This window comes from Methylobacterium sp. EM32 (assembly GCF_040593685.1).
Taxonomy (GTDB): Bacteria; Pseudomonadota; Alphaproteobacteria; order Rhizobiales; family Beijerinckiaceae; genus Methylobacterium.
This window is the reverse complement of the sequence record NZ_JBEXZS010000079.1, coordinates 35,829-56,294: the sequence shown is the minus strand read 5'-3', so window position 1 is coordinate 56,294 and position 20,466 is coordinate 35,829. Positions and strand designations below refer to the sequence as shown.

The following is a 20,466-nucleotide window of genomic DNA, read 5'->3' as shown; positions in this document are numbered from 1 at the left end:
GCCCCCATCATGGCACGCCCTGCTTCGTGGCGGATGATTTGCCGATCGCCTTCAGCGATTCCTCGCGCAGGTGCGACCACAGCCGGGCGGTGACGTGGCCGAAGCGCTCGTCGGCGACGATGCGGCTGTCGCGCTCGCGCGGCCAGCCGGTCTCGACGATCTCGATGAAGCGGCCCGGCCGCGACGACATCACGCCGATGCGGTCCGACAGCATCGCCGCCTCGTCGAGGGCGTGGGTGATGAGGAGCACGGTCGCGCCGGTCTCGCGCCACAGCCGCAGGAGCTCGTCACCCATCAGGAGGCGGGTCTGCTGGTCGAGCGCGCCGAACGGCTCGTCGAGCAGGATCAGCCGCGGCTGCGTCACCAGCGTGCGGGCGATGCAGACCCGCTGGCGCATGCCGCCGGAGAGCTGCGCCGGATAGGCTCCGGCGAAGTCGGAGAGTCCCATGAAGCCGAGGGCGTAATCGACCCGGCGGGCGATCTCGGCCGCGTCGGTGCCGGCCCGGCGCAACCCGAAGGCGACGTTGTCGGCAACGGTCAGCCAGGGAAACGAGGCGTCCTCCTGGAACACGATGCCGACGCCGTCGGGCACGCCCGCGACCGGCGCACCCTCGAACGACACGGTGCCGGCATTCGGCCGCCCGAGGCCGGACAGCACGTCGAGCAAGGTGGACTTGCCGCAGCCGGACGGGCCGACGACCGAGAAGAACTCGCCCTTGACGAGGTCGAGGTCGAGGGGCCCGAGTGCGGCGAGCCGACCGTAGACCCGGGTGACGCCCCGCAACTCGGCATGGGTCTCGCGATGAGTCTCGCGCGCGGTCGCGGGCATCGCGCCGCCCGGCTCGGCGAAGGCTACGGAGGCCATGGTGGCACCCATCTCGGCTCCCTTACTGCGTGGCCTGGAGGTCTTTCGGCAGGAAGGAGGTGTCGACGACCTGCTTCCAGTCGACCGGACCTTTGAGGCGGCCGACGAGCTTCATGCCGTCGAGCATGCGGTTCATGTTGTCGTAGTGCAGGCGGCCGTCGCCGAAATACTCGAATCCGACGAAGTGCTTAAACACCTCGCGAAACGTCTTCGGGTCGCCGCTATAGGCCTTGGCGACGATGTCGGCGGCCTCGTCCGGATGGGCCTTGAGGTAGGCGACACCCTCGCGCCGCGCCTCGATCAGCGCGCGCAGCTTGTCGCCGCCGGTCTTGGCGAACTCGGTCGTGGTGATGCCGACGGTCTGGGTCAGCGCCGGGTTCATGCAGTCCTTGGCCCAGAATGCCGCCTTGACCTTGCCCTGGTTGCCCGACCACAGCGGCTCGCCCGACATCGCCGCGTCGACCGCGCGGTTGAGCACCGCCGAGAGGTTGGCGCCGAGATCGCCCGCCGCCACGAGCTGCAGGTCCTTCTGCTCCAGCCCGGCCTTCTGCAGGCAGTTGAGGATGATCATGTTGGTGACGGAGCCGGGCGCCGTGTAGGCAATCTTCTTGCCCTTCATGTCGGCGAGCGAGCCGACCTTGCCGTCGGGCTGCGTGATCCAGAGGATGTCCTCGACGCTCTCGACGCCGCCGCTGATGATCTTGATCGGCTGGCCGGACTGGATCGCCAGGATGGCGGCCGGCAGCGCGACCTCGCCGTAGGGCACCTCGCCGGCGAGCGTGTTGCGCACCGAGGTGCCGCCGCCGGCCGAGGTGAGGAAGCCGGTGATGTCGAGGCCGCGCTTCTTGAAGAAGCCCTTCTCCAGGGCGACCGCGTAGGGCGCGCCGTAGAAGGCCGAGCCCCAGTGGGTCACCGTGATGGTCTCGGCGCGGGCCGCATTCCCGGCGAGGGCCGCCCCCGCCAGAAGGACTCCCAGGGTTCCGGCGCGCAACGCTCGTCTGATCATCGGTTCTCTCCCTGTCTCGCCGGCTCGGTTCTTGTTCGGTGGGTGCCTACCCGGTGGCCCAGATCCACGGCCGCGCGGCGCGGTCGCGCGCCTGCCACGCGGCGATCTCGGGGTCGCGCCGGAGCGTGGCGCCGATCTCGTCCAGCCCCTCCAGCAGGGCCTGCCGGCGCTGCGGGTCGACGGCAAAGGGGATGACCGCGCCGGAGGGCGCGCGGACCTCGCGGGCGACGAGGTCGATGGCGACCGGAGCGCCGCTTCCGGCTTCCGCGGCGAGCCGGTCGACGACCTCCTTCGGCAGCACGACCGGCAGCAGGCCGTTCTGGAAGCAGTTGTTGAAGAAGATGTCGCCGAAGCTCTCGGCGATCACCGCGCGCAGGCCCAGTCCCATCAGCGCCCAGACCGCGCCCTCGCGGGACGAGCCGCAGCCGAAATTGCGCCCGGCGATCAGGATCGGCGCGCCGCGGAAGGGCGGCCGGTCGAGGACGAAATCCGGGTCCGGCCGGCCGTCGGACGGGGTGCGCAGGGCCTCGAAGGCGTAGGCGCCGAGCTCAGCCCGGGGCACGCCCGTCAGCCGCTCGATGCGGATGATGACGTCGGTGTTGACGTTCGGCTCGAGGAACGGCGCGGCCGGGCCGGAGATCTGGCGGAAGGGCTGCATTCAGATCCGCCTCACATCGGTGATGGCCCCCGTCACCGCCGCCGCGACCGCCATGGCGGGGCTGGCGAGGTGGGTGCGCGCTCCCGGGCCCTGGCGGCCGACGAAGTTGCGGTTCGAGGTCGAGACGGCACGCGCCCCGGGCGGCACGCGCTCGCCGTTCGCCGCGACGCAGAGGCTGCAGCCCGGCTCGCGCCAGGCGAAGCCCGCCTCGCGAAACACCCGGTCGAGCCCCTCGGCCTCGGCGTCGCGCTTGACCCGCTCGGAGCCCGGCACCACCCAGGCGGTGACCCCCGGCGCGACGTGGCGCCCGCGGGCCAGCGCAGCGGCCTCGCGCAGGTCCGAGAGCCGCGAATTGGTGCAGGAGCCGATGAACACCCAATCGACCGGCGTGCCGGCGAGGGGCCGGCCGGGTTCGAGGCCCATATAGGCGAGCGCCGCCCGCCAGGCCTCGCGCCGCTCGGGGTCGGGCGCCCTCTGCGGATCGGGGATCGCCGCGTCGATCGGGATCGCGTGCTCTGGGCTGGTGCCCCAGGTGACGGTCGGCGTCACCGCGGCGACGTCGATCACCTCCTCGCGGTCGAACACCGCGTCGGGGTCGCTGGCGAGGCCCCGCCACTCCGCCACCGCCTGCTCGAACAGCGCGCCCTTCGGGGCAAACCGGCGATTCTCGACATAGGCGAAGGTCGTGTCGTCGGGCGCCACCATGCCGATCTTCGCGCCGAGCTCGATCGACAGGTTGCAGATCGTCATCCGGCCCTCGATGCCGAGCGCCCGGATCGCCGAGCCGGCATATTCGACGGCAAAGCCGGTACCGGCGGCGGCGCCGAACCGGCCGATCAGGTGCAGGATCAGGTCCTTCGGGGCGATGCCGTGGCTGGGCACGCCCTCGAACCGCACCCGGAGACGCTTCGGCTTCTGCTGGCGCAGGGTCTGGGTCGCCAGAGCGTGGGTCAGTTCCGAGGAGCCGACGCCGAAGGCGAGCGCGCCGAGGCCGCCATGGGTGCAGGTGTGGCTGTCGCCGCAGATCAGGCTGACGCCCGGCAGGGTGATGCCGAGTTCCGGCCCCATCACGTGGACGATGCCCTGGCCGACCTCGCCGAGCTCGAAATAGTGCAGGCCGGCCTCGGCCGCCCGCGCCTTCAGCCCCGCCCAGAGCGGTGCTCCGGGCGCGTAGCTCTCGCCGGTCCGGCCGGGCGCGCTCGAGACGGCGTGGTCGGCGGTCGCGAAGGCGAGTTCCGGGTTGCGGACGGGGAGGCCGCGGGCGGCGAGGGCCTCGAGCCCGGCGGTGCCGGAGAGATCGTGCAGCAGGTGGCGGTCGATGTGGAGCAGCGACCAGCCGTCCCCGAGATCGGCGACGACGTGCGCGTCCCACAGCTTGTCGAGGAGGGTGCGGCCCATGGTGGCTACTCGGCCGCGGCGGCGCGGGCGGGCTCGTCGCGGAACTGCGTCCGCAGGCCGTCCCAACGGTCGGCGCCGAGGCGGCGGAAGCGCTCGCGGATCGCCGGCGCGCCGGCCGAGCTCGGCGGCGCGTTGGTCTCCTTCAGGGTGGCGAGCGCCGCGTCGAAGGCCTCCATGGCCGCGCCAAACAGGAGGCTCGGCAGGATCGCGAGCCGGTAGCCCATGCTCTGCGCCGCCGGCATGTCGATGTCGGGCGTCTTGCCGCCGCGCACTACGTTGAGGAGGCACGGCCCCGTCACCAGGCGCGGCACCGCCTGCATCTCCTCCAGGCTCTGCGTCGCCTCGACGAAGGCCATGTCGGCGCCGGCGGCGAGCGCGAGGTTGGCGCGCGCCACCGCCTCGTCGAAGCCGGCCACGGCCCGGGAATCGGTTCTGGCGATGATGACGAAGTCAGGGTCGCGCCGGGCTGCGACCGCGGCGCGGATCTTCGCCACGAACTCCTCACGCGGCACGATCTCCTTGCCGTCGAGGTGGCCGCAGCGCTTGGGGCTGACCTGGTCCTCGATGTGCAGGCCGGCGACGCCGCGCATCTCGTATTCGTGCACCGTGCGGGTGACGTTGAGCTCGTTGCCGTAGCCGGTATCGGCGTCGGCGATGACCGGGATCTCGACGGCGCGGGCGAGGGTGCCGGCATTGGCCGCCATCTCGCTCATCGTCACGAGACCGAAATCCGGGTAGCCGTGGGCGGCCGCAGTGCCGGCGCCGGTCATGTAGACCGCCGGAAAGCCGGCCTGCTCGATGAACTTGGCGGTGATGCCGTCATAGGCGCCGGGCGCGACGATCATCTCCGGGCGCGCGAGGAGCGCGCGCAGCTGGCGGGACTGACCCATCCGTTCCTCCCTGACCGGGCGTGTTTCGCCCTCTGCCCCGTCGTGGGGGCGCACGGCGTGGCCGTGCTCTGCTTGGATGCAGTTGTCCGGACAGGCTACTCCGTGTTTCGGGACTGTCAATGGCGATTCGGTGCGGTGTTAGGGCATGGGATGTGCCGACAGCGCGGCGCGGGTCGGCTTGGCAGATCCCGCAAAACCACCCTCCGCGTCATCCCGGGGCCGCGACAGCGGAACCCGGGATCCATAACCGCCGAGTGTTCAGGATGAGGGAGAGCGCGGTCCGCTTCGTTCTCCGGCCTGAGCGATTATGGATCCCGGGTTCTCGCCTTTCGGCGAGCCCCGGGATGACCCGGAGGGTGACAGATCCGGTGCTTGCGCAACGTCTTCGTGCAGGGCGAAGCTAGGCCCGCCACTCCCCCCGCCGGATCCGCGTCGTGTACCGGCACTGCTCGCCCGGGTGCCAGTTCACCGAGGCCAGCATGATGCCGCCGCTGACGTCGTAGTAGCGGCGCACGAAGCGCATCGCCGGGGCGCCGCGGGGGCGCTTGAGGGCGCGGGCGACCGCGGGCGGCATCGGCTGGGCCGAGATCTCCTGCAAGGCCTCGGCGATCAGCTCGCCCGAGCGCGCCTCGACGAGGCCGTAGACCGCGCCGCCGACCTCGCGCAGGTCGGTGAGAAGGGGGGCGAACCGGGCGTGCACGTAGACGCTGACGAAGCAGATCATCGCGTCGCGCTCGGCCGTCCAGCGCACGCCCTCCGCCCGGAGCCAGGACGAGCCGGCCGGCGCCTGCACGAAGCCCGCGACCTCCGGATCGATCTGGATCATCCCGAGCGACGCCACGTCGAGATGCGTGTCGCGGGCGTACTCGAACATGTCCGCGAGATCGTCGAACACCTGCGCGAAGCCCGGCTGCGCGGTGGTGGCGATGACCGTCGAACCGGCGCCCTGGCGCCGCTCGACCAGCCCCTTCTCGACGAGCTTGCGCAGGGCCTCGCGGATCGTGAAGCGGCTCGCCGCGAAGCGCGCGCACAGGGCGGTCTCGGTCGGCAGGGTCGAGCCGACCGGGTGCAGGCCGGTCCGGATCTCCTCCTGCAGCGCCCGCGCGATCCGCTCGTTGAGCGGTCCCGCCTCAGCGTTGCGATCCTGGCCGCGCTCCCGCGCCCCCACCGTCCTGCCGGACAAGATTCCCTCCGAGTCTGCGATCGGCCACTTGTCCAGACAAATTTGCCCGATTAGGCTCTGACGAACAAGAGGAACGCCCGATGATCCAGACCATAGACCCTGCCGTTGCGCCAGCCCTGTCGGACCTGCGCGTCCTTGAGATGGGCCAGCTGCTCGCCGGCCCGTTCTGCGGCCAGCTCCTCGCCGATTTCGGCGCCGAGGTGATCAAGATCGAGCAGCCGGGCGTCGGCGACCCGATGCGCGAATGGGGCCGCGAGAAGCCGCATGGCCAGTCGCTGTGGTGGCCGGTCATCGCCCGCAACAAGAAGTCGATCGAGATCAACGCCCGCGAGGCGGCCGGCCAGGACCTGATCAGGAAGCTCGTCGCACAATCCGACATCCTGATCGAGAATTTCCGGCCCGGCACGATGGAGAAGTGGGGCCTCGGCTACGACGCATTGTCGGCGATCAACCCGCGGCTGATCATGATCCGCGTTTCCGGTTACGGCCAGACCGGGCCCTATTCCCAGAAGGCCGGCTACGGCGCGATCGGCGAGGCGATGGGGGGCATGCGCTACGTCGCGGGCGATCCCTCGCACCCGCCCTCCCGCGCCGGCATCTCGATCGGCGACACGCTGGCCGCCACCTTCGCCTGCGTCGGCGGGCTGATGGCGCTGCATGCCCGCACCCGCACCGGGCGCGGCCAGGTCGTCGACAGCGCGATCTACGAGGCGGTGCTCGCCGTGATGGAGAACCTCGTCACCGAGTACGACAAGACCGGCTACATCCGCGAGCGCACCGGCGCGATCCTGCCCAACATCGCGCCCTCGAACGTCTATCCGACGAAGAGCGGCGTCTACGTCTTGATCGCCGCCAATCAGGACAGTGTCTTCCGGCGGCTGGCCGCCGCGATGGGCCGGCCGGAGCTCGCCACCGACCCGCGCTACGCCACCCATACCGAGCGCGGCCAGCGCCAGGCCGAGCTCGACGCCCTGATCGCCGCCTGGACGGCCGGCTTCGAGCGCGAGGAGCTCGGCCGCATCCTCGACGAGGCCGGCGTGCCCCGCGGCGACATCTACCGCGCCCCCGAGATGTTGGAGGACGCGCATTTCAAGGCGCGCCAGACCATCGTCGACGTGGCGCATCCACTGTTCGGCACCCTGAAGATGCAGAACGTGGCGCCGCGCCTCTCGGCCAATCCGGGCCGGGTGGTCAGTGCCGGGCCGGAGCTCGGCCAGCACAATGCCGAGGTGTTTCGCGGGCTCCTGGCTTTAGACGAGGCGGAGCTGACGCGGCTGGTCGAGGGGCGGGTGATCGGGGAATCGGCGCGGGACGCGGCGTGAGCCCTCAACGGTCTCCCGACGATGTTCCTACCCTCCGCGTCATCCCGGGGCCGCGCAGCGGAACCCGGGATCCATAACCGCTGAGGGTGCAAGACAAGGCTGAGCGCGCACCGCCTGATTCGGCATCCTCAGCGGTTATGGATCCCGGGTTCTCGACTTCGTCGAGCCCCGGGATGACACGGAGAGATGTCGATCGAGCGTCCAACGATTTGCGTCCGCTGCCGAGTGGGCGCCGAGCGATGCACGGAGAGGACTGACATGACCGCACACCGCCCGACATCCGTCGACATCGTCGAGGTTGGCCCCCGCGACGGGCTGCAGAACGACAGCCGCCACCTCTCGACCGATGCCAAGGTCGAGATGATCCGCCGTCTCGCCGGCGCCGGCCTGCGGCGGATCGAGGCCGCGAGCTTCGTCAACCCGAAGCGCGTACCGCAGATGGCCGATGCCGAGGCGGTGCTGGCTCGCGTCGTCGACCTGCCGGGGGTCAGCGTCTCCGGCCTTGTGCTCAACGCCCGCGGCTTCGAACGTGCGCTCGCGGCGAACTTGCGCGAGATCAGCTTCGTTGCTTCCGCCACGGACACGATGGCGGCGCGCAACCAGGGCACGACCGCGCGGGGCCTCGTCGAGACCTGGGCCGAAATCGCGAGGCCCGCGAAGGAGGCCGGCCTGTTCCGGTCGGTCACGATCGCGGTCGCCTTCGGCTGCCCATTCGAGGGCGAGGTGCCGCTCGACCGCGTGATCGCGACCGCCCGGGCGCTCGCCGACAGCGGCATCGACGAGATCTCCCTCGCCGACACGATCGGGGTCGCGACGCCCCGCCTCGTCGAGGAGCGCTTCGCGGCGCTCGCCGAGGCCGTGCCCGGCCTGCCGATGCGGGCGCATTTCCACAATACCCGCAACACCGGCTTCGCCAATGCCGACGCGGCGCTCCGCTCCGGCGTCACGGTGCTGGATTCGAGCCTGGGGGGCCTCGGCGGTTGCCCGTTCGCGCCGGGCGCCACCGGCAACATCGCGACGGAAGACCTCGTCTCGATGCTGGAGCGCGATCGCATCGCGACCGGAATCTCGCTCGATACCTTGCGCGACGCGACCCTGTGGCTCGAGGGCGAGATGGGGCGGCGCCTGCCGGGCCACGGCGCCCACGTCACGCCCTGGCCGGCGGTGCTGGCGGCCTGACACCCACATGAACACCCCCCGACGCCGCCGGGACGAGAGCGGCCGGGGGGAGGGAAGGGAACCTTGACGATGGTGCCAGCATATTCGGCCGGGGCCCGCCTCGACCGCCTGCCGATCTCCGGCTTCCACCGCCGGATCCTGTGGCTGATCGGCGCCGGGATGTTCTTCGACAGCTTCGACATCTATCTCGCGGGCGGCATCCTCGGCGCCCTCGTCAAGGACGGCTGGTCGGACTTGAGCTTCAACGCCGCCTTCATCTCGGCGACCTTCGTCGGGATGGTGATCGGCAGCTTCTCGGCCGGGATCCTCGGCGACCGGTTCGGGCGCCGGTTCACCTACCAGGCGAACCTGATGATCTTCGGGCTCGCCTCGCTCGCCGCCGTGCTGGCGCCCGACATGTGGACCCTGATCGTCCTGCGCTTCTTCATGGGCGTGGGGTTGGGCGCCGAGATCGTGATCGGCTACGCGACGATCGGCGAGTTCATCCCGCCGGCGCAGCGCGGGCGCTGGGCGGCTTACCTGTCGATCATCACCAACACCGCGCTCTTCGCCGCGACGCTGGTCGGCTACCTGGTGATCCCGACCTTCGGCTGGCGCGCGATGTTCGCCATTGCCGGCCTCGGGGCGCTCGCCGTCTGGTACGCCCGCAAGAGCATGCCGGAGAGCCCGCGCTGGCTCGAATCCGTCGGCCGCACCGAGGAGGCCGACCGGGTGCTGACGGGGATCGAGGCGACCTATGGCGGGAATCTGCCGGCGCCGCGCCGCGACGCCGTGGTGGCCCGCACGGATCCCGGCCTCAAGGTGCTGTTCGGCCGGCCTGTGATCCGCCGCACGCTGCTCGCCACGATCATCAACGTGATGATCAACGTGTCGATCTACGGCTTCGTCGCCTGGGTGCCGACCTTCCTGGTCAAGCAGGGGCTCAGCGTCGGCTCGTCGCTCGGCTACACCACCTTCATGTCCCTCGGCGGGCCGGTCGGCGCCTGCCTCGGCGCGGTGATCGCCGAGCGCCTCGGCCGGCGCAACGGCCTGACCGTCACCTCGCTCGTCGCGGCGCTGCTCGGCGTCGCCTACACCCTGGCGCCCTCGATCGAGGTCGCGACCGCCGTCGGCTTCGGGCTGTTCACCTGCATCTACCTGATGGTGGCCCTCGGCATCGCGGCCTACATCCCGGAGCTGTTTCCGACCGAGTACCGCCTGCGCGGCACCGGCGTGGCGAGCACCGCGGGGCGGGTCGCCGGCATCTTCATCCCGCAAGTCGTCGTCTGGCTCTACGCCTCCGGCGGAGTCGTGCCGGTCCTGGTGATGCTGGTGGGCGCGCTGCTGCTGCAAGCCCTCTGCGTCGGCCTGTTCGGCATCGAGACTCGCAACCGCAGCCTGGAGGAGTTGCGCCCGGCCGGGGACGGGCCGGGCCCCGACCTCGCCTCCGCGCCGGCCGAGCGCTGACGCTCCGCCCCGGGCGCGGGGGGATCCCCCGCGCCCGTCGGCGGCCGATTGCCAGGTCCGCCGGCGGTGCGATACCGTCTCGAGGTAAGAGGCCGCCCGGCAGAAGGCGGTTCTGTCGACCGGGAGCGCGGGCGGCCGCGGAGTGAGAGCCATGACGCAGACGCGCTCGGGTCCCCTCGCCGGACTGAAGGTCATCGAGCTCGCCCACATCATGGCGGGCCCGGTCTGCGGGATGATGCTCGGCGACATGGGCGCCGAGGTGATCAAGGTGGAAAAGAGCGAGGGCGGCGACGACACCCGCCGCATGGTGCCGCCCGCGATCGCCGGCGAGAGCGCCGCCTACATGATGATGAACCGCGGCAAGAGCGGGCTCGCCCTCGACCTCAAGGCGCCCGAGGGGAGGGCGGTGCTGCGCCGGCTCCTCGCGGGAGCCGACGTGCTGATCGAGAATTACCGCGCCGGGACGATGGAAAAACTAGGCTTCGGCTATGAGGCGTTGCGGGCCGAGCATCCGGGGCTGATCTACTGCTCGCTCTCCGGCTTCGGCCGCACCGGCCCTTACGCCGACCGTGCCGGGTTCGACCTCGTGGCGCAGGGGATGAGCGGGCTGATGAGCATCACCGGCGAGGGCCCGGGCCGCCCGCCGGTGAAGAGCGGCGCCCCTGTCACCGACATCACCGCCGGCATCCTGGCGGCGATGGGCGTGCTCGCGGCCTACACCCACCGCCTGCGCACCGGCGAGGGGCAGCGGGTCGACACCTCGCTGTTCGAGGCCGGCATCGTCCAGACCTACTGGCAATCGGCCATCGCGCTGGCGACCGGGGTGGCGCCGGGCCCGATGGGCTCGGCCCATCCGCTCAACGCGCCCTACGAGGCGTTTCAGACCGCCGACGGCTGGATCACCGTCGGGGCGGCCAACCAGACCAACTGGTTGCGCCTTCTCGGCGTTCTCGGCGCCGAGGCCCTGGCCGACGATCCGCGCTTCGCGCAGAATCGCGGCCGGATGGAGCACCGCGCTGCGCTCGGCGCCGCGCTCACCCAATATTTTCGGACAGCGACCTCGGCCGAGTGGCTGGACCGTCTGGAGGCCGGCGGCGTGCCCGCCGGTCCTGTCCTCGACGTGGCGCAGATGCACGCCGATCCGCAGACGCTCGCCCGCGACATGGTGGTCGAGGTCGAGCATGGCCGGGCCGGCCGCATCCGGACGCTCGGCACCCCGGTGAAATTCTCCGGTACGCCCGGGCGCGTGCACGGGCCGGCGCCGCTCCTGGGCGAGCACAGCCGCGCGATCCTCGCCGCGCACGGCTACGCGCCCGCGGAGATCGACGACCTGATCGCCCGGGGCGTGGTGCGGGAGACGGTGGCGTGAGCGAGGCGTGACGTATGCTCCCCCGCCCCTTTCCCGGACGACTGAAGCGTCAGCGGAAGGAGATCCGGGATCCAGCATGAAAAGTCGCGAAGCGTCTGCTTGTCTGCAACGCTGCAAACAGAGAGCCGCTTCGCAGCACATCTCTCCTGGATCCCGGATCTCTTTCCGCTAACGCTTCAGTCGTCCGGAAAAGGGGGCCATATCATTCCGTCTTCGGCGTGAAGGTGATTTTGCGGGCTTCGTCTTCCTTAGCCTGTGGACGCTCAAGGATGCTCGCACCCTGGGCCCGCCGCGCACCTACGAACCCCCCATCTCCTCCCGCATGAACCGCGCGAAGCGCGGATCACCGAGATGCGCGACGTTGACCCGCATCATCGGCGGACCGGCCGCGCCCTCCGGGAGAAACAAGCCGCCCGGCGCGATCAGGATGCTGCGCGACGCCGCCCGGCGCGACAGGGCATCGAGGTTGCAAGCGTCCGGCAGGCCGCACCAGAGATAGTATCCGCCGCGCGGCTCGCCGAAGACCGGAAGCCCGAGGCCGTGCAGGACCGCCCGGCCCTGGAGCGTCGCCGCGTCGATTCGGCCGCCGAGGCGGCGCAGGTGGCGGCGGTAGCGGCCGCTCTCGATCAGCTCGTGGACGACCCGCTCGACGAAGCCCGAGCTGTTGACGCTCGTCACCATCTTGAGGTCGCGCAGGGACTCCCGCACGTCGCGGCGCGCCGCGATGTAGCCGCAGCGCAGGCTGGCCGAGAGGGTCTTCGCGAAGGTGCCGACGTAGATCACCCGGTCGAGCTGGTCGAGGGCGGCGAGCCGGGCCTGCGCTGCCGGCAGCACGTCGGCGAAGGGATCGTTCTCGACGATCCGCAGATCGAGGGCGCCGGCGCGCTGGAGCAGCCGGTGGGCGACCGGCAGGGTGAGCGAGCAGCCGGTCGGGTTGTGGGCGAGCGAGTGGGTGAAGAACAGCCGCGCGCCGCTCGCCCGCGCCATCGCCTCCAGGTGGGCGACGTCCGGCCCGTCCGGGTTGCGCCGCACCCCGACGATCCGGGCCTTGGCGAGCCGCAGCTTGCCGAAGAGCGGGTAGTAGCCGGGCGAATCGACCAGCACCGGGTCGCCGGGCGCCACGAACTGGCGGATGATCAGGTCGAGGGCGTGGTTGGCGCCGGCCGTCAGCAGCACGTCCTCCGGCTCGGCGTGGATCGCGCGGTCGGCCAGACGGAGCGCCAGGCTGCGGCGCAGGGGCAGGTAGCCGTCGGGGCTGCCGTAGCTCTCGCTCGCCGCGGCGAGGGAGGGCCGCAACGAGCGGCCGACCTCAGCGCTCTCCATCCAGGCCGGCGGCGGGCGCCCGTCGCCGACGCGCACGTCGTAGTGCCGGTCCAGCTGCTCGCGCAGCAGCCAGACGCTGTCGACCGCCCGGAGCGGAACGGGGGCCGGAGTCGCGACCGGCGCCGGGCGGCGGCCCGAGACGTAGAAGCCCGAGCCCGGCCGGCTCTCGACCCGCCCCGAGGCGACGAGGCGCTCGTAGGCGTGGACGACCGTGTTCTTCGACACCGCGAAGCTTGAGGCCGCCGCCCGGATCGAGGGCAGGCGTTCGCCCGGGCGCAGGAGCCCGTTCTCGATCCGCTCGGTCAGCCCGGCGACGACCTGCTCGACCCGGGTCCGGGGCTCGTGTGCCACGATCGTATCCATGCGGAGAAGGGTACGGTCACTCCGGATAAGGTGCAAAGCGTTCCTTGCCCGCAGGGGACGGATGGGTACGGTGGCTGCAGCGGGTAGGTTCTCACAAGCCCGGACGAGGGAGAGCGACGCCCCGGCCACGGCCACGAGGGGCCATCGCATGAAGGGCCGACGGTCTCGCGGCCGCCCTCGTCCGGCGCGGACGGACCGCCCGATCGCGGCGCTGATCGACGAGACACCCCATGACGAACACGACCGGTGCGAACCGCACCTCGCGCATCGCCGGCTTCCACAAGAAGACCCCGCGCGAGCGCCTCGACCTCGTCGCCGCCTTCGCCGACCTGTCGGAATCCGAGGTCGCGCACCTCGCCGAGTTCGGCAACCTCAGCCCCGACCTCGCCGACCGGCTGATCGAGAACGTCGTCGGCACGATGAACGTCCCGGTCGGCATCGCCACCAACATGCGGATCGACGGCGAGGACGTGCTGATCCCGATGGCGACCGAGGAATCCTCGGTGGTGGCCGCGGTCTGCAACGCCGCGCGCCAGGTCTACGAGGACGGCTTCACCACCTCGGTCTCCGGCAACCTGATGATCGCGCAGGTGCAGGTCGTCGGCGTCAGCGACCCCTACGCGGCGCGCCTGCGCATCCTGGAGCAGCGCGAGGCGCTGCGCGCACTCTGCGACGCCTGCGATCCGGTGCTGGTGCGCCTCGGCGGGGGCCTGCGCGACGTCGAGGTGCGGGTGCTCGACACGTTGGGCGGCCCGATGGTGGTGACCCACCTGATCGTCGACACCCGCGACGCGATGGGGGCGAACGCCGTCAACACCATGGCGGAGGCGGTCGCCCCGCACATCGCCGGCTGGAGCGGGGGGCGCGTCTACCTGCGCATCCTGTCGAATCTCGCCGACCGGCGGCTCGCTCGCGCCCATGCCGTCTGGCGCACCGACGCGATCGGCGGCCCGGAGGTGCGCGACGGCATCATCAGCGCCTACCACCTCGCCGAGGCCGATCCCTACCGCGCCGCGACCCACAACAAGGGGATCATGAACGGGATCGACGCGGTGGTGCTCGCCACCGGCAACGACACCCGGGCGATCGAGGCCGGGGCCCACGCCTACGCCGCGCGCTCGGGCCGCTACACCAGCCTCACCCGCTACGAGGTCACGGCGTCGGGCGACCTCAGCGCCTCGATCGAGTTGCCGCTGGCGGTCGGCCTCGTCGGCGGGGCGACCAAGCTCCACCCGACGGCGCAGGCCTGCCTCAAGATCCTCGGCGCGACCACGGCCGAGCGCCTGGCACGGATCATCGCGGCGGTCGGGCTCGCCCAGAATTTCTCCGCCCTTAGGGCGCTCGCCACCACCGGCATCCAGAAGGGCCACATGGCGCTGCACGCCCAGAACATCGCCATGATGGCCGGTGCGGTCGGGGACGAGATCGAGGCGGTGGCCCGCGTGCTGGTAGCGGATCATCGCGTGCGCCTCGACGTGGCGCAGGAGGTCTTGGCCGGGATTCGGCGGGGGTAATCCGACGTCACAGAGCAGGGCTGAATAGGCCCGCTCAGTTTTCCGCTTCACAGGGTCATCCCGGGGCTCGCCGCAGGCGAGAACCCGGGATCCAGAATCGCGGAGCAAACAGGATTTAGCGGAATGCCTTCCGCTTCATTCGTGGACACCGGCGGCTCTGGATTCCGGGCTCCGCTTTCGCGGCCCCGGAATGACCCGGAGGGCGTCAGTCTCGTCGCGAGATTCGAACGGACGTCGACCCGACGATCAAACAACCACAAAATGGGAGGAAAACCATGCCGAGAGCCACCCGCACCGCCCACCTCGCCGCCCGCCTGCTCGCCGGCGCCGCCTTCCTCTTCGCCGCCGGCACCGCCCGCGCCGAGGTGAGCGTGGTGAAGCTCGGGGTGCTCACCGATCTCAGCGGCTTCGCCGCCGATTCCACCGGCGAGGGCTCGGTGGTCGCCGCCCGCCTCGCGGTGGAGGATTTTCGCAAGGAGCAGCCGAAAATCAGGGTCGAGGTGATCCAGTCCGACCACCAGAACAAGCCCGATATCGGCTCGGCCACCGCCCGCCGCTGGATCGCGGAAGGCCAGGTCGACGCCATCCTCGACGTGCCGTTCTCCTCGGTGGCGCTCGCCGTGCAGGAGGTGGTGCGCGATTCGAAGGCGGCCTTCATCGCCTCGGGCCCCGGCACCTCGGACCTGACCGGCCCGAAATGCTCGGCCAACACCGTGCACTGGACCTACGACACCTGGGCGCTCGCCCACGGCACCGCGCTCGCGCTGGTGCGCGCCGGCAAGACCAAGTGGTTCTTCCTCACCGCCGACTACGCGTTCGGCCACGCGCTCGAGGCGGATGCCGCGCGCGTGGTCAAGCAGGAGGGCGGTACCGTGGTCGGCGGCGTGCGCCATCCGACGGCGGCGGCGGATTTCTCCTCGTTCCTGCTTCAGGCGCAGGCGAGCCGCGCCCAGGTGATCGCGCTCGCCAACGCGGTCGGCGACACGGTCAACTCGGTCAAGCAGGCGGCCGAGTTCGGCATCACCGGCGGCGGCCAGGACCTCGCGGCGCTGCTGATGCAGCTCTCCGACGTCCACGCGATCGGCCTCAAGGACGCGCAGGGGCTCTACCTGACGGAGGGGTTCTACTGGGACACCGACGACGGCACCCGCGCCTTCGCCGACCGCTTCGCTCAAGCGATGAAGGGCCGCCGGCCGACCGCCAACCAGGCCGGCGTCTATGCCGGCGCGCTCGCCTACCTGCGCGCCGCCGCCGCCGCCGACAGCACCGACGGGCGCATTGTCGTCGCCAAGATGAAGGCGCAGCCGACCAACGACCCGCTCTTCGGCGAGGGCCGGGTGCGCGAGGACGGCCGCCACATCCACCCGATGTACCTGTTCCAGGTAAAGACTCCGGCCGAGTCGAAGGGCCCGTTCGACTACTACAAGCGTGTGCAGACGATTCCCGCCGCCGAGGCGTTCCGGCCCCTGGCCGAGGGGCGCTGCCCGCTGGTCAAGGCGCCGTGATCGTCGTGAGCCTGTTTGATTGGGGTGACCTCACTGGCACCCTCCATCGTCATCCCGGGGCCGCGTAGCGGAACCCGGGATCCATAACCGCTGACGATGCAGGATGAAGCGGAGCGCGTTCAACTCAGCCTTGCACGCTCAGCGTCTATGGATCCCGGGTTCTCGACTTCGTCGAGCCCCGGGATGACGTTGAAAGTTGTCTGTGAGCGCCCCGGACTACCTGACACAAATGGTCGATCAGACCCTCAATGATGCCCGGCCATGTGCCGGCCGATCACCGCGGTCTCGGCCTCGGCCGCCGGGGTCTCGTAGACGAGGCGGCCCTCCGACATCACCAGGATGCGGTCGGACAGTTCGAGGATCTCGTCGAGGTCCTCGCTGATCAGCAGAACCGCGGCGCCGCCGTTGCGCGCCGCCACGATGCGCGAGCGGATATCCGACACTGCCGCGAAATCGAGGCCGAAGCAGGGATTGACCACGATCAGGAGATCGACCGGGTCGGTCAGCTCGCGGGCGAGCACCGCGCGCTGCACGTTGCCGCCCGACAGCGTGGCGATCGGCGCCTCGGCTGACGCTGTCTTCACTCCGAACCGGGCGATGAGGTCATGGGCGCGCCGGCGCATGGCGCCCCGGTCGAGCCAGATCGCCGGACGCCCCGCGGCATCCTCCCGGCGCCGGTCGAAGGTGCGAAAGCCGATATTCTCAGCGACCGACATCAGGGGCGCGCAGGCGTTGCGCAAGGGCTCCTCGGGGATGAACCGGACCCGGCGGGCCCGGCTCTCGGCCCGCGTGCCGGCGTAAGGCGCGCCCGCCACCGTGACCCGGCCCGCCATGGCGCGGATCTGGCCGCCGAGCACGTCGGCGAGCTCCTTCTGGCCGTTGCCGGAGACGCCGGCGATCCCGACGATCTCCCGCGCCTGGATGCGCAGGGACTCGATCGCGATGCGGCGCAGGCCCGACGGGTCGGTGGCGGTGAGGCCTTCGAGCTGCAGCATGGTGCGAGCCGGATCGGGCGCGCCGGCGCGGGCCGCGAGCGTCCGGACCCGCCGCTCGCCCATCATCATCGCCGCCATGTCGTCGCGCGAGACCGCGCCGACCGTGCCGCCGCCGGCGAGCTGTCCGCGCCGCAGCACGCTGAACGAGCGGGCGAAGGTCTCGACCTCGCGGAACTTGTGGCTGATCATCAGCACCGTCAGCGCCCCGGCATCCGCCATGCCGCGCAGCAGGCCCAGCACCTCCTCGGCCTCGCTGGGCGTGAGCACCGAGGTCGGCTCGTCGAGGATCAGGAAGCGTGCCTTGAGATAGAGCTGCTTGACGATCTCGAGCTTCTGCTTCTCGCCTGCCGAGAGCTGGGCCACCGGCCGGTCGAGGTCGAGGCGGAACGGCATCCCGGCCATGAAGGCGGCGAGCGCCGCGCGCTCACCGGCCCAGTCGATGAGGCGCGGCACGTCGGCCCGGGCGATCACCAGATTCTCGGCCCCGGTGAGGGAGAGCACCAGGGTGAAGTGCTGGTAGACCATGCCGAGGCCGTGCGCTTGCGCCGCCTTCGGCCCCGCGATCGCGACCTCGCGGTTGTCGACCAGAATGCTGCCGGCGGTGGGCGCGTAGAATCCCATCACGCACTTCACCAGGGTCGACTTCCCGGCGCCGTTCTCGCCGAGCAGCGCATGGAAGCCGCCGCCCTCGATCTTGATCGACACGTCGTCGAGGGCCGCGAAGGCGCCGAAGCGCTTCGTCATGCCGACCGTCTCGAGCGAGAGGGCGGCACTCATGCGCCCATCCCCTCCAGGATCGCCGCCGAGGACGCGACGGCGCCGAACACCCCGCCCTGCATCGTCACCATCTTGAGCGCGGCGTCGTGGTTGCCCGGATCGGTCGCGGCGGTCGCGTCCGAGACGATAACGCATTCGAAGCCGCGGTCGTTGGCCTCGCGCATGGTGGTGTGGACGCAGACATCGGTGGTGATCCCGGTGAGGATCAGGTTGCGGATGCCGCGCCGGTTGAGGATCAGTTCGAGGTCGGTGGCGCAGAACGAGCCCTTGCCGGGCTTGTCGATCACCGGCTCACCCGGCAGCGGCGCCAGTTCCGGGATGATCTCCCAGCCGGGCTCGCCCCGCACCAGCACCCGCCCGCAGGGGCCGGGATCGCCGATGCCGGCGCCGATGCGCTGCGAGCGCCAGCGCTTGTTCTCGGGCAGGTCGGCGAGGTCTGGCCGGTGCCCCTCGCGGGTGTGGATGACGGGGTAGCCCTTCGCCCGTGCGGCCGCGAGCAGCCGACCAATCGGCTCGATCGGCGCGCGAGTGAGGCTGAGGTCGTACCCCATCGCGTCGACGTAGCCGCCCTTGCCGCAGAAATCGGTCTGCATGTCGATGATGACGAGGGCCGTCGTCTGCGGCGAGAGGCTGCCGTCGAAGGGCCAGGGGTAGGGCTCGGCGGCGACGGTGCCGGGGGTGGGATCGGGGGCGCCGCTCACTCCGCGGCCTCCTTCACATCGGTCCCCGGCCCGGGGCTGTAGCTCCGCGTCGGCGCCGGGATCCCGCACGAGGTCCCGTCGATGACCTTGACCTCCGCCTCCCACGGCAGCCGGTATGTCCCGGCCGCGAGGTCGTGCATGTAGGTGTAGGGGCAGTCGCCGGCGCCCCCCTTCACGGCGGCGTAGCCGCGGTGGCCGAGCTGGTAGATGTTGTTCTCCACCCCCCAGTGCAGGCGGGCCTCACGGACGAGGTCGGGCCGCACCTCGGCGGTGATGATCTCGTCGGGCCTCCCCGAGGTGCCGTGGGCGATGATCGTGCCGTCGAAATTGACCACCATGCCCTCGCCCATCGAGTCAAAGGTGCCGTCCGTGCCGCTCATGCAGACGTTGGCGGTCACCATCAGGTTGCAGAAGGCGTTGGACTGGTTGGTGAAGCGCCAGGCCTCGCGGATCGGCGCGGTGTAGCCGGCGGTACGGAGCATGATCTCGGCGCCCTTGTAGGCGCATTCGCGCGCCATCTCGGGGAACATGCCGTCGTGGCAGATGATGAGGGCGATCTTCGCGCCCTTCGGCCCCTCGATCACCGGGATGCCGCGATCGCCCGGCTCCCACGGCTCGACCGGCACCCAGGGGTGCATCTTGCGATAGGAGAGCTTCAGCTCGCCCGTATCGTCGATGATCAGGCCGACATTGTACGGGTTGCCGTGCGGGTTGAACTCCATGATGGAGAAGCAGCCCCAGATCCGGTTGTCGAGGCAGGCCTGTTTGAACGCCGCGACCTCCGGCCCGTCGAGGCGGCACATGATGTCGGGATTGGTGTCCATCGATAGGCCGTGCAGGGCGTATTCGGGGAAGACCACGAGGTCCATCCCGGCCAGGTTCGCCCGCGCCTTGCCCACCATCGCGACGATGCGGGCGGTCTGGGCCGCGAGACCCGCCGGGGTGGCGACGACGGGCAGTTGCAGCTGCACGAGGCCGATGACGACGCCGTTGGGCGCCTTGTTCAATCCGCCGAGGCCGTTCATGCGGAACTCCTATGAAATATCGCGAGAGGCCCAGCTCGCCCGGGGCCCCCGCCAGCGCCCGGTCGGGCGACGAGGTGGCGACGAGGAGCGCGAGTGTGAGGACGTAGGGCGCGGCGTAGAACAGGTAGTAGCCCGAGGAGACGCCGACCGATTGAAGCGCGGGGCCGAGCGCCCCGGCGCCGCCGAACAGGAGCGCCGCGCCGAAGCAGGCGAGCGGGTTCCAGCGGGCGAAGATGACGAGCGCGACCGCCATCAGCCCCTGGCCCGACGAGATGCCCTCGTTCCACGAGCCCGGATAGGACAGGGACAGGTAGGCGCCGCCGATCCCGGCGAGCACGCCCCCCGCCATGGTGGCGAGCACCCGGACCTTCGTGACGGGGTAGCCCATGGCCCGGGCCGCCTCGGCGCTGTCGCCGGCGACCCGGATCACCAGGCCGGCCTTGGTGTTGCGGAAGGCCCACCACAGGACGACGCTCAGAAGCGCGCCGACCAGGAACAGCACGTTGACCCGCAACGCCGCCTGGACCTGCGGCAGATCCGACCAGAACCCGAACGGGATCGCCGGCAGCGGCGGGGCCGAGGGCTGGATGAACGGCTTGCCGAGGAAGAAGGCGAGGCCGGCGCCGAACAGCATCAGGGCGATGCCGACCGCGACGTCGTTGACCCGCGGCAGCGAGCAGATCAGCCCGTGCAGCAGGCCGAACCCCGCCCCCGCGAGGCCCGCCGCCGCGACGCCGGCCCAGGGCGAGTCGGTGAGGTAGGCGGTGGCGTAGGCCGCCATGGCGCCGAAGACCAGGGTGCCCTCCAGGCCGAGATTGATCCGCCCGGCGCGCTCGGTGATCGTCTCGCCGAGGCTGACGAACAGGAACGGGGTCGAGACGCGGATGGCGCCGCCGAGCACCGCGAGCGGCACCGTCCACAGGCCGAGATCCTGGTTCATGCCACTT

The 20,466-nt window shown here is 70.9% G+C and carries 16 protein-coding genes and 1 pseudogene; 6 read left to right on the top strand and 11 right to left on the bottom strand.

Features of this window, described 5'->3' with window-relative positions; translation table 11 throughout:
* Nucleotides 1-7 precede the first annotated feature (7 nt).
* From ABZT49_RS11850 to ABZT49_RS11825, 6 genes are all read right to left on the bottom strand, one after another.
* Nucleotides 8-877: an ABC transporter ATP-binding protein gene (locus ABZT49_RS11850; RefSeq protein ID WP_355286269.1), complete on the bottom strand. Its 870-nt coding sequence runs from the start codon at nt 875-877 to the stop codon at nt 8-10.
* 10 nt (nt 878-887) lie between these two features.
* Nucleotides 888-1,871: an ABC transporter substrate-binding protein gene (locus ABZT49_RS11845; RefSeq protein ID WP_355286268.1), complete on the bottom strand. Its 984-nt coding sequence runs from the start codon at nt 1,869-1,871 to the stop codon at nt 888-890.
* 46 nt (nt 1,872-1,917) lie between these two features.
* Nucleotides 1,918-2,529 (bottom strand): 3-isopropylmalate dehydratase small subunit, encoded by a 612-nt coding sequence (gene leuD / locus ABZT49_RS11840; protein ID WP_355286267.1) that lies wholly within the window; start codon nt 2,527-2,529, stop codon nt 1,918-1,920.
* Nucleotides 2,530-3,927, bottom strand: coding sequence for a 3-isopropylmalate dehydratase large subunit (leuC, locus tag ABZT49_RS11835; RefSeq protein WP_355286266.1), 1,398 nt, complete (start codon nt 3,925-3,927; stop codon nt 2,530-2,532).
* A gap of 5 nt (nt 3,928-3,932) precedes the next feature.
* Nucleotides 3,933-4,817 carry an isocitrate lyase/PEP mutase family protein gene (locus tag ABZT49_RS11830; protein ID WP_355286265.1) on the bottom strand — a complete coding sequence of 295 codons (885 nt, stop codon included), beginning with the start codon at nt 4,815-4,817 and terminating at the stop codon, nt 3,933-3,935.
* A gap of 400 nt (nt 4,818-5,217) precedes the next feature.
* Nucleotides 5,218-6,000: a GntR family transcriptional regulator gene (locus ABZT49_RS11825; protein WP_355286264.1), complete on the bottom strand. Its 783-nt coding sequence runs from the start codon at nt 5,998-6,000 to the stop codon at nt 5,218-5,220.
* An 80-nt stretch (nt 6,001-6,080) separates the two neighbouring features.
* Here ABZT49_RS11825 and ABZT49_RS11820 point away from each other — a divergent pair, with 80 nt between their 5' ends.
* The 4 genes from ABZT49_RS11820 (at nt 6,081) to ABZT49_RS11805 (ending at nt 11,316) form a co-directional block, all read left to right on the top strand.
* The gene (locus tag ABZT49_RS11820) at nt 6,081-7,322 is read left to right on the top strand and encodes a CoA transferase (RefSeq protein WP_355286263.1); all 1,242 of its coding nucleotides are present in this window, start codon (nt 6,081-6,083) and stop codon (nt 7,320-7,322) included.
* 258 nt (nt 7,323-7,580) lie between these two features.
* A complete protein-coding gene (locus tag ABZT49_RS11815) occupies nt 7,581-8,501 on the top strand; it encodes a hydroxymethylglutaryl-CoA lyase (protein WP_355286262.1) in 921 nt (306 codons plus the stop codon).
* A 69-nt stretch (nt 8,502-8,570) separates the two neighbouring features.
* The gene (locus ABZT49_RS11810; RefSeq protein WP_355286261.1) at nt 8,571-9,947 is read left to right on the top strand and encodes an MFS transporter; all 1,377 of its coding nucleotides are present in this window, start codon (nt 8,571-8,573) and stop codon (nt 9,945-9,947) included.
* 151 nt (nt 9,948-10,098) lie between these two features.
* Entirely contained in the window at nt 10,099-11,316 is a 1,218-nt protein-coding gene (locus ABZT49_RS11805; RefSeq protein WP_355286260.1) for a CoA transferase, read from the top strand.
* A 297-nt stretch (nt 11,317-11,613) separates the two neighbouring features.
* Here ABZT49_RS11805 and ABZT49_RS11800 read toward each other — a convergent pair whose 3' ends face one another.
* Complete coding sequence (locus ABZT49_RS11800) at nt 11,614-12,990, bottom strand: PLP-dependent aminotransferase family protein (RefSeq protein ID WP_355286259.1); 1,377 nt, start codon at nt 12,988-12,990, stop codon at nt 11,614-11,616.
* 242 nt (nt 12,991-13,232) lie between these two features.
* Between ABZT49_RS11800 and ABZT49_RS11795 the strand changes: the two genes are divergently transcribed.
* Complete coding sequence (locus tag ABZT49_RS11795; RefSeq protein ID WP_355286258.1) at nt 13,233-14,516, top strand: hydroxymethylglutaryl-CoA reductase, degradative; 1,284 nt, start codon at nt 13,233-13,235, stop codon at nt 14,514-14,516.
* Between the two features lie 275 nt (nt 14,517-14,791).
* The gene (locus ABZT49_RS11790) at nt 14,792-16,021 is read left to right on the top strand and encodes an ABC transporter substrate-binding protein (RefSeq protein WP_355286257.1); all 1,230 of its coding nucleotides are present in this window, start codon (nt 14,792-14,794) and stop codon (nt 16,019-16,021) included.
* Between the two features lie 245 nt (nt 16,022-16,266).
* Here ABZT49_RS11790 and ABZT49_RS11785 read toward each other — a convergent pair whose 3' ends face one another.
* The 4 genes and pseudogenes from ABZT49_RS11785 to ABZT49_RS11770 all read right to left on the bottom strand — a co-directional run.
* A complete protein-coding gene (locus ABZT49_RS11785) occupies nt 16,267-17,793 on the bottom strand; it encodes an ABC transporter ATP-binding protein (RefSeq protein ID WP_355286256.1) in 1,527 nt (508 codons plus the stop codon).
* Nucleotides 17,790-18,494 carry an isochorismatase family cysteine hydrolase gene (locus ABZT49_RS11780; RefSeq protein WP_355286255.1) on the bottom strand — a complete coding sequence of 235 codons (705 nt, stop codon included), beginning with the start codon at nt 18,492-18,494 and terminating at the stop codon, nt 17,790-17,792. Before ABZT49_RS11780 ends, ABZT49_RS11785 begins: the two co-directional genes overlap by 4 nt.
* The gene (locus tag ABZT49_RS11775) at nt 18,491-19,519 is read right to left on the bottom strand and encodes a formamidase (protein ID WP_355286254.1); all 1,029 of its coding nucleotides are present in this window, start codon (nt 19,517-19,519) and stop codon (nt 18,491-18,493) included. Before ABZT49_RS11775 ends, ABZT49_RS11780 begins: the two co-directional genes overlap by 4 nt.
* Before the next feature lie 19 nt (nt 19,520-19,538).
* Nucleotides 19,539-20,459: pseudogene (locus ABZT49_RS11770) on the bottom strand (ABC transporter permease); the annotation flags it as partial.
* Between the last annotated feature and the right edge of the window lie 7 nt (nt 20,460-20,466).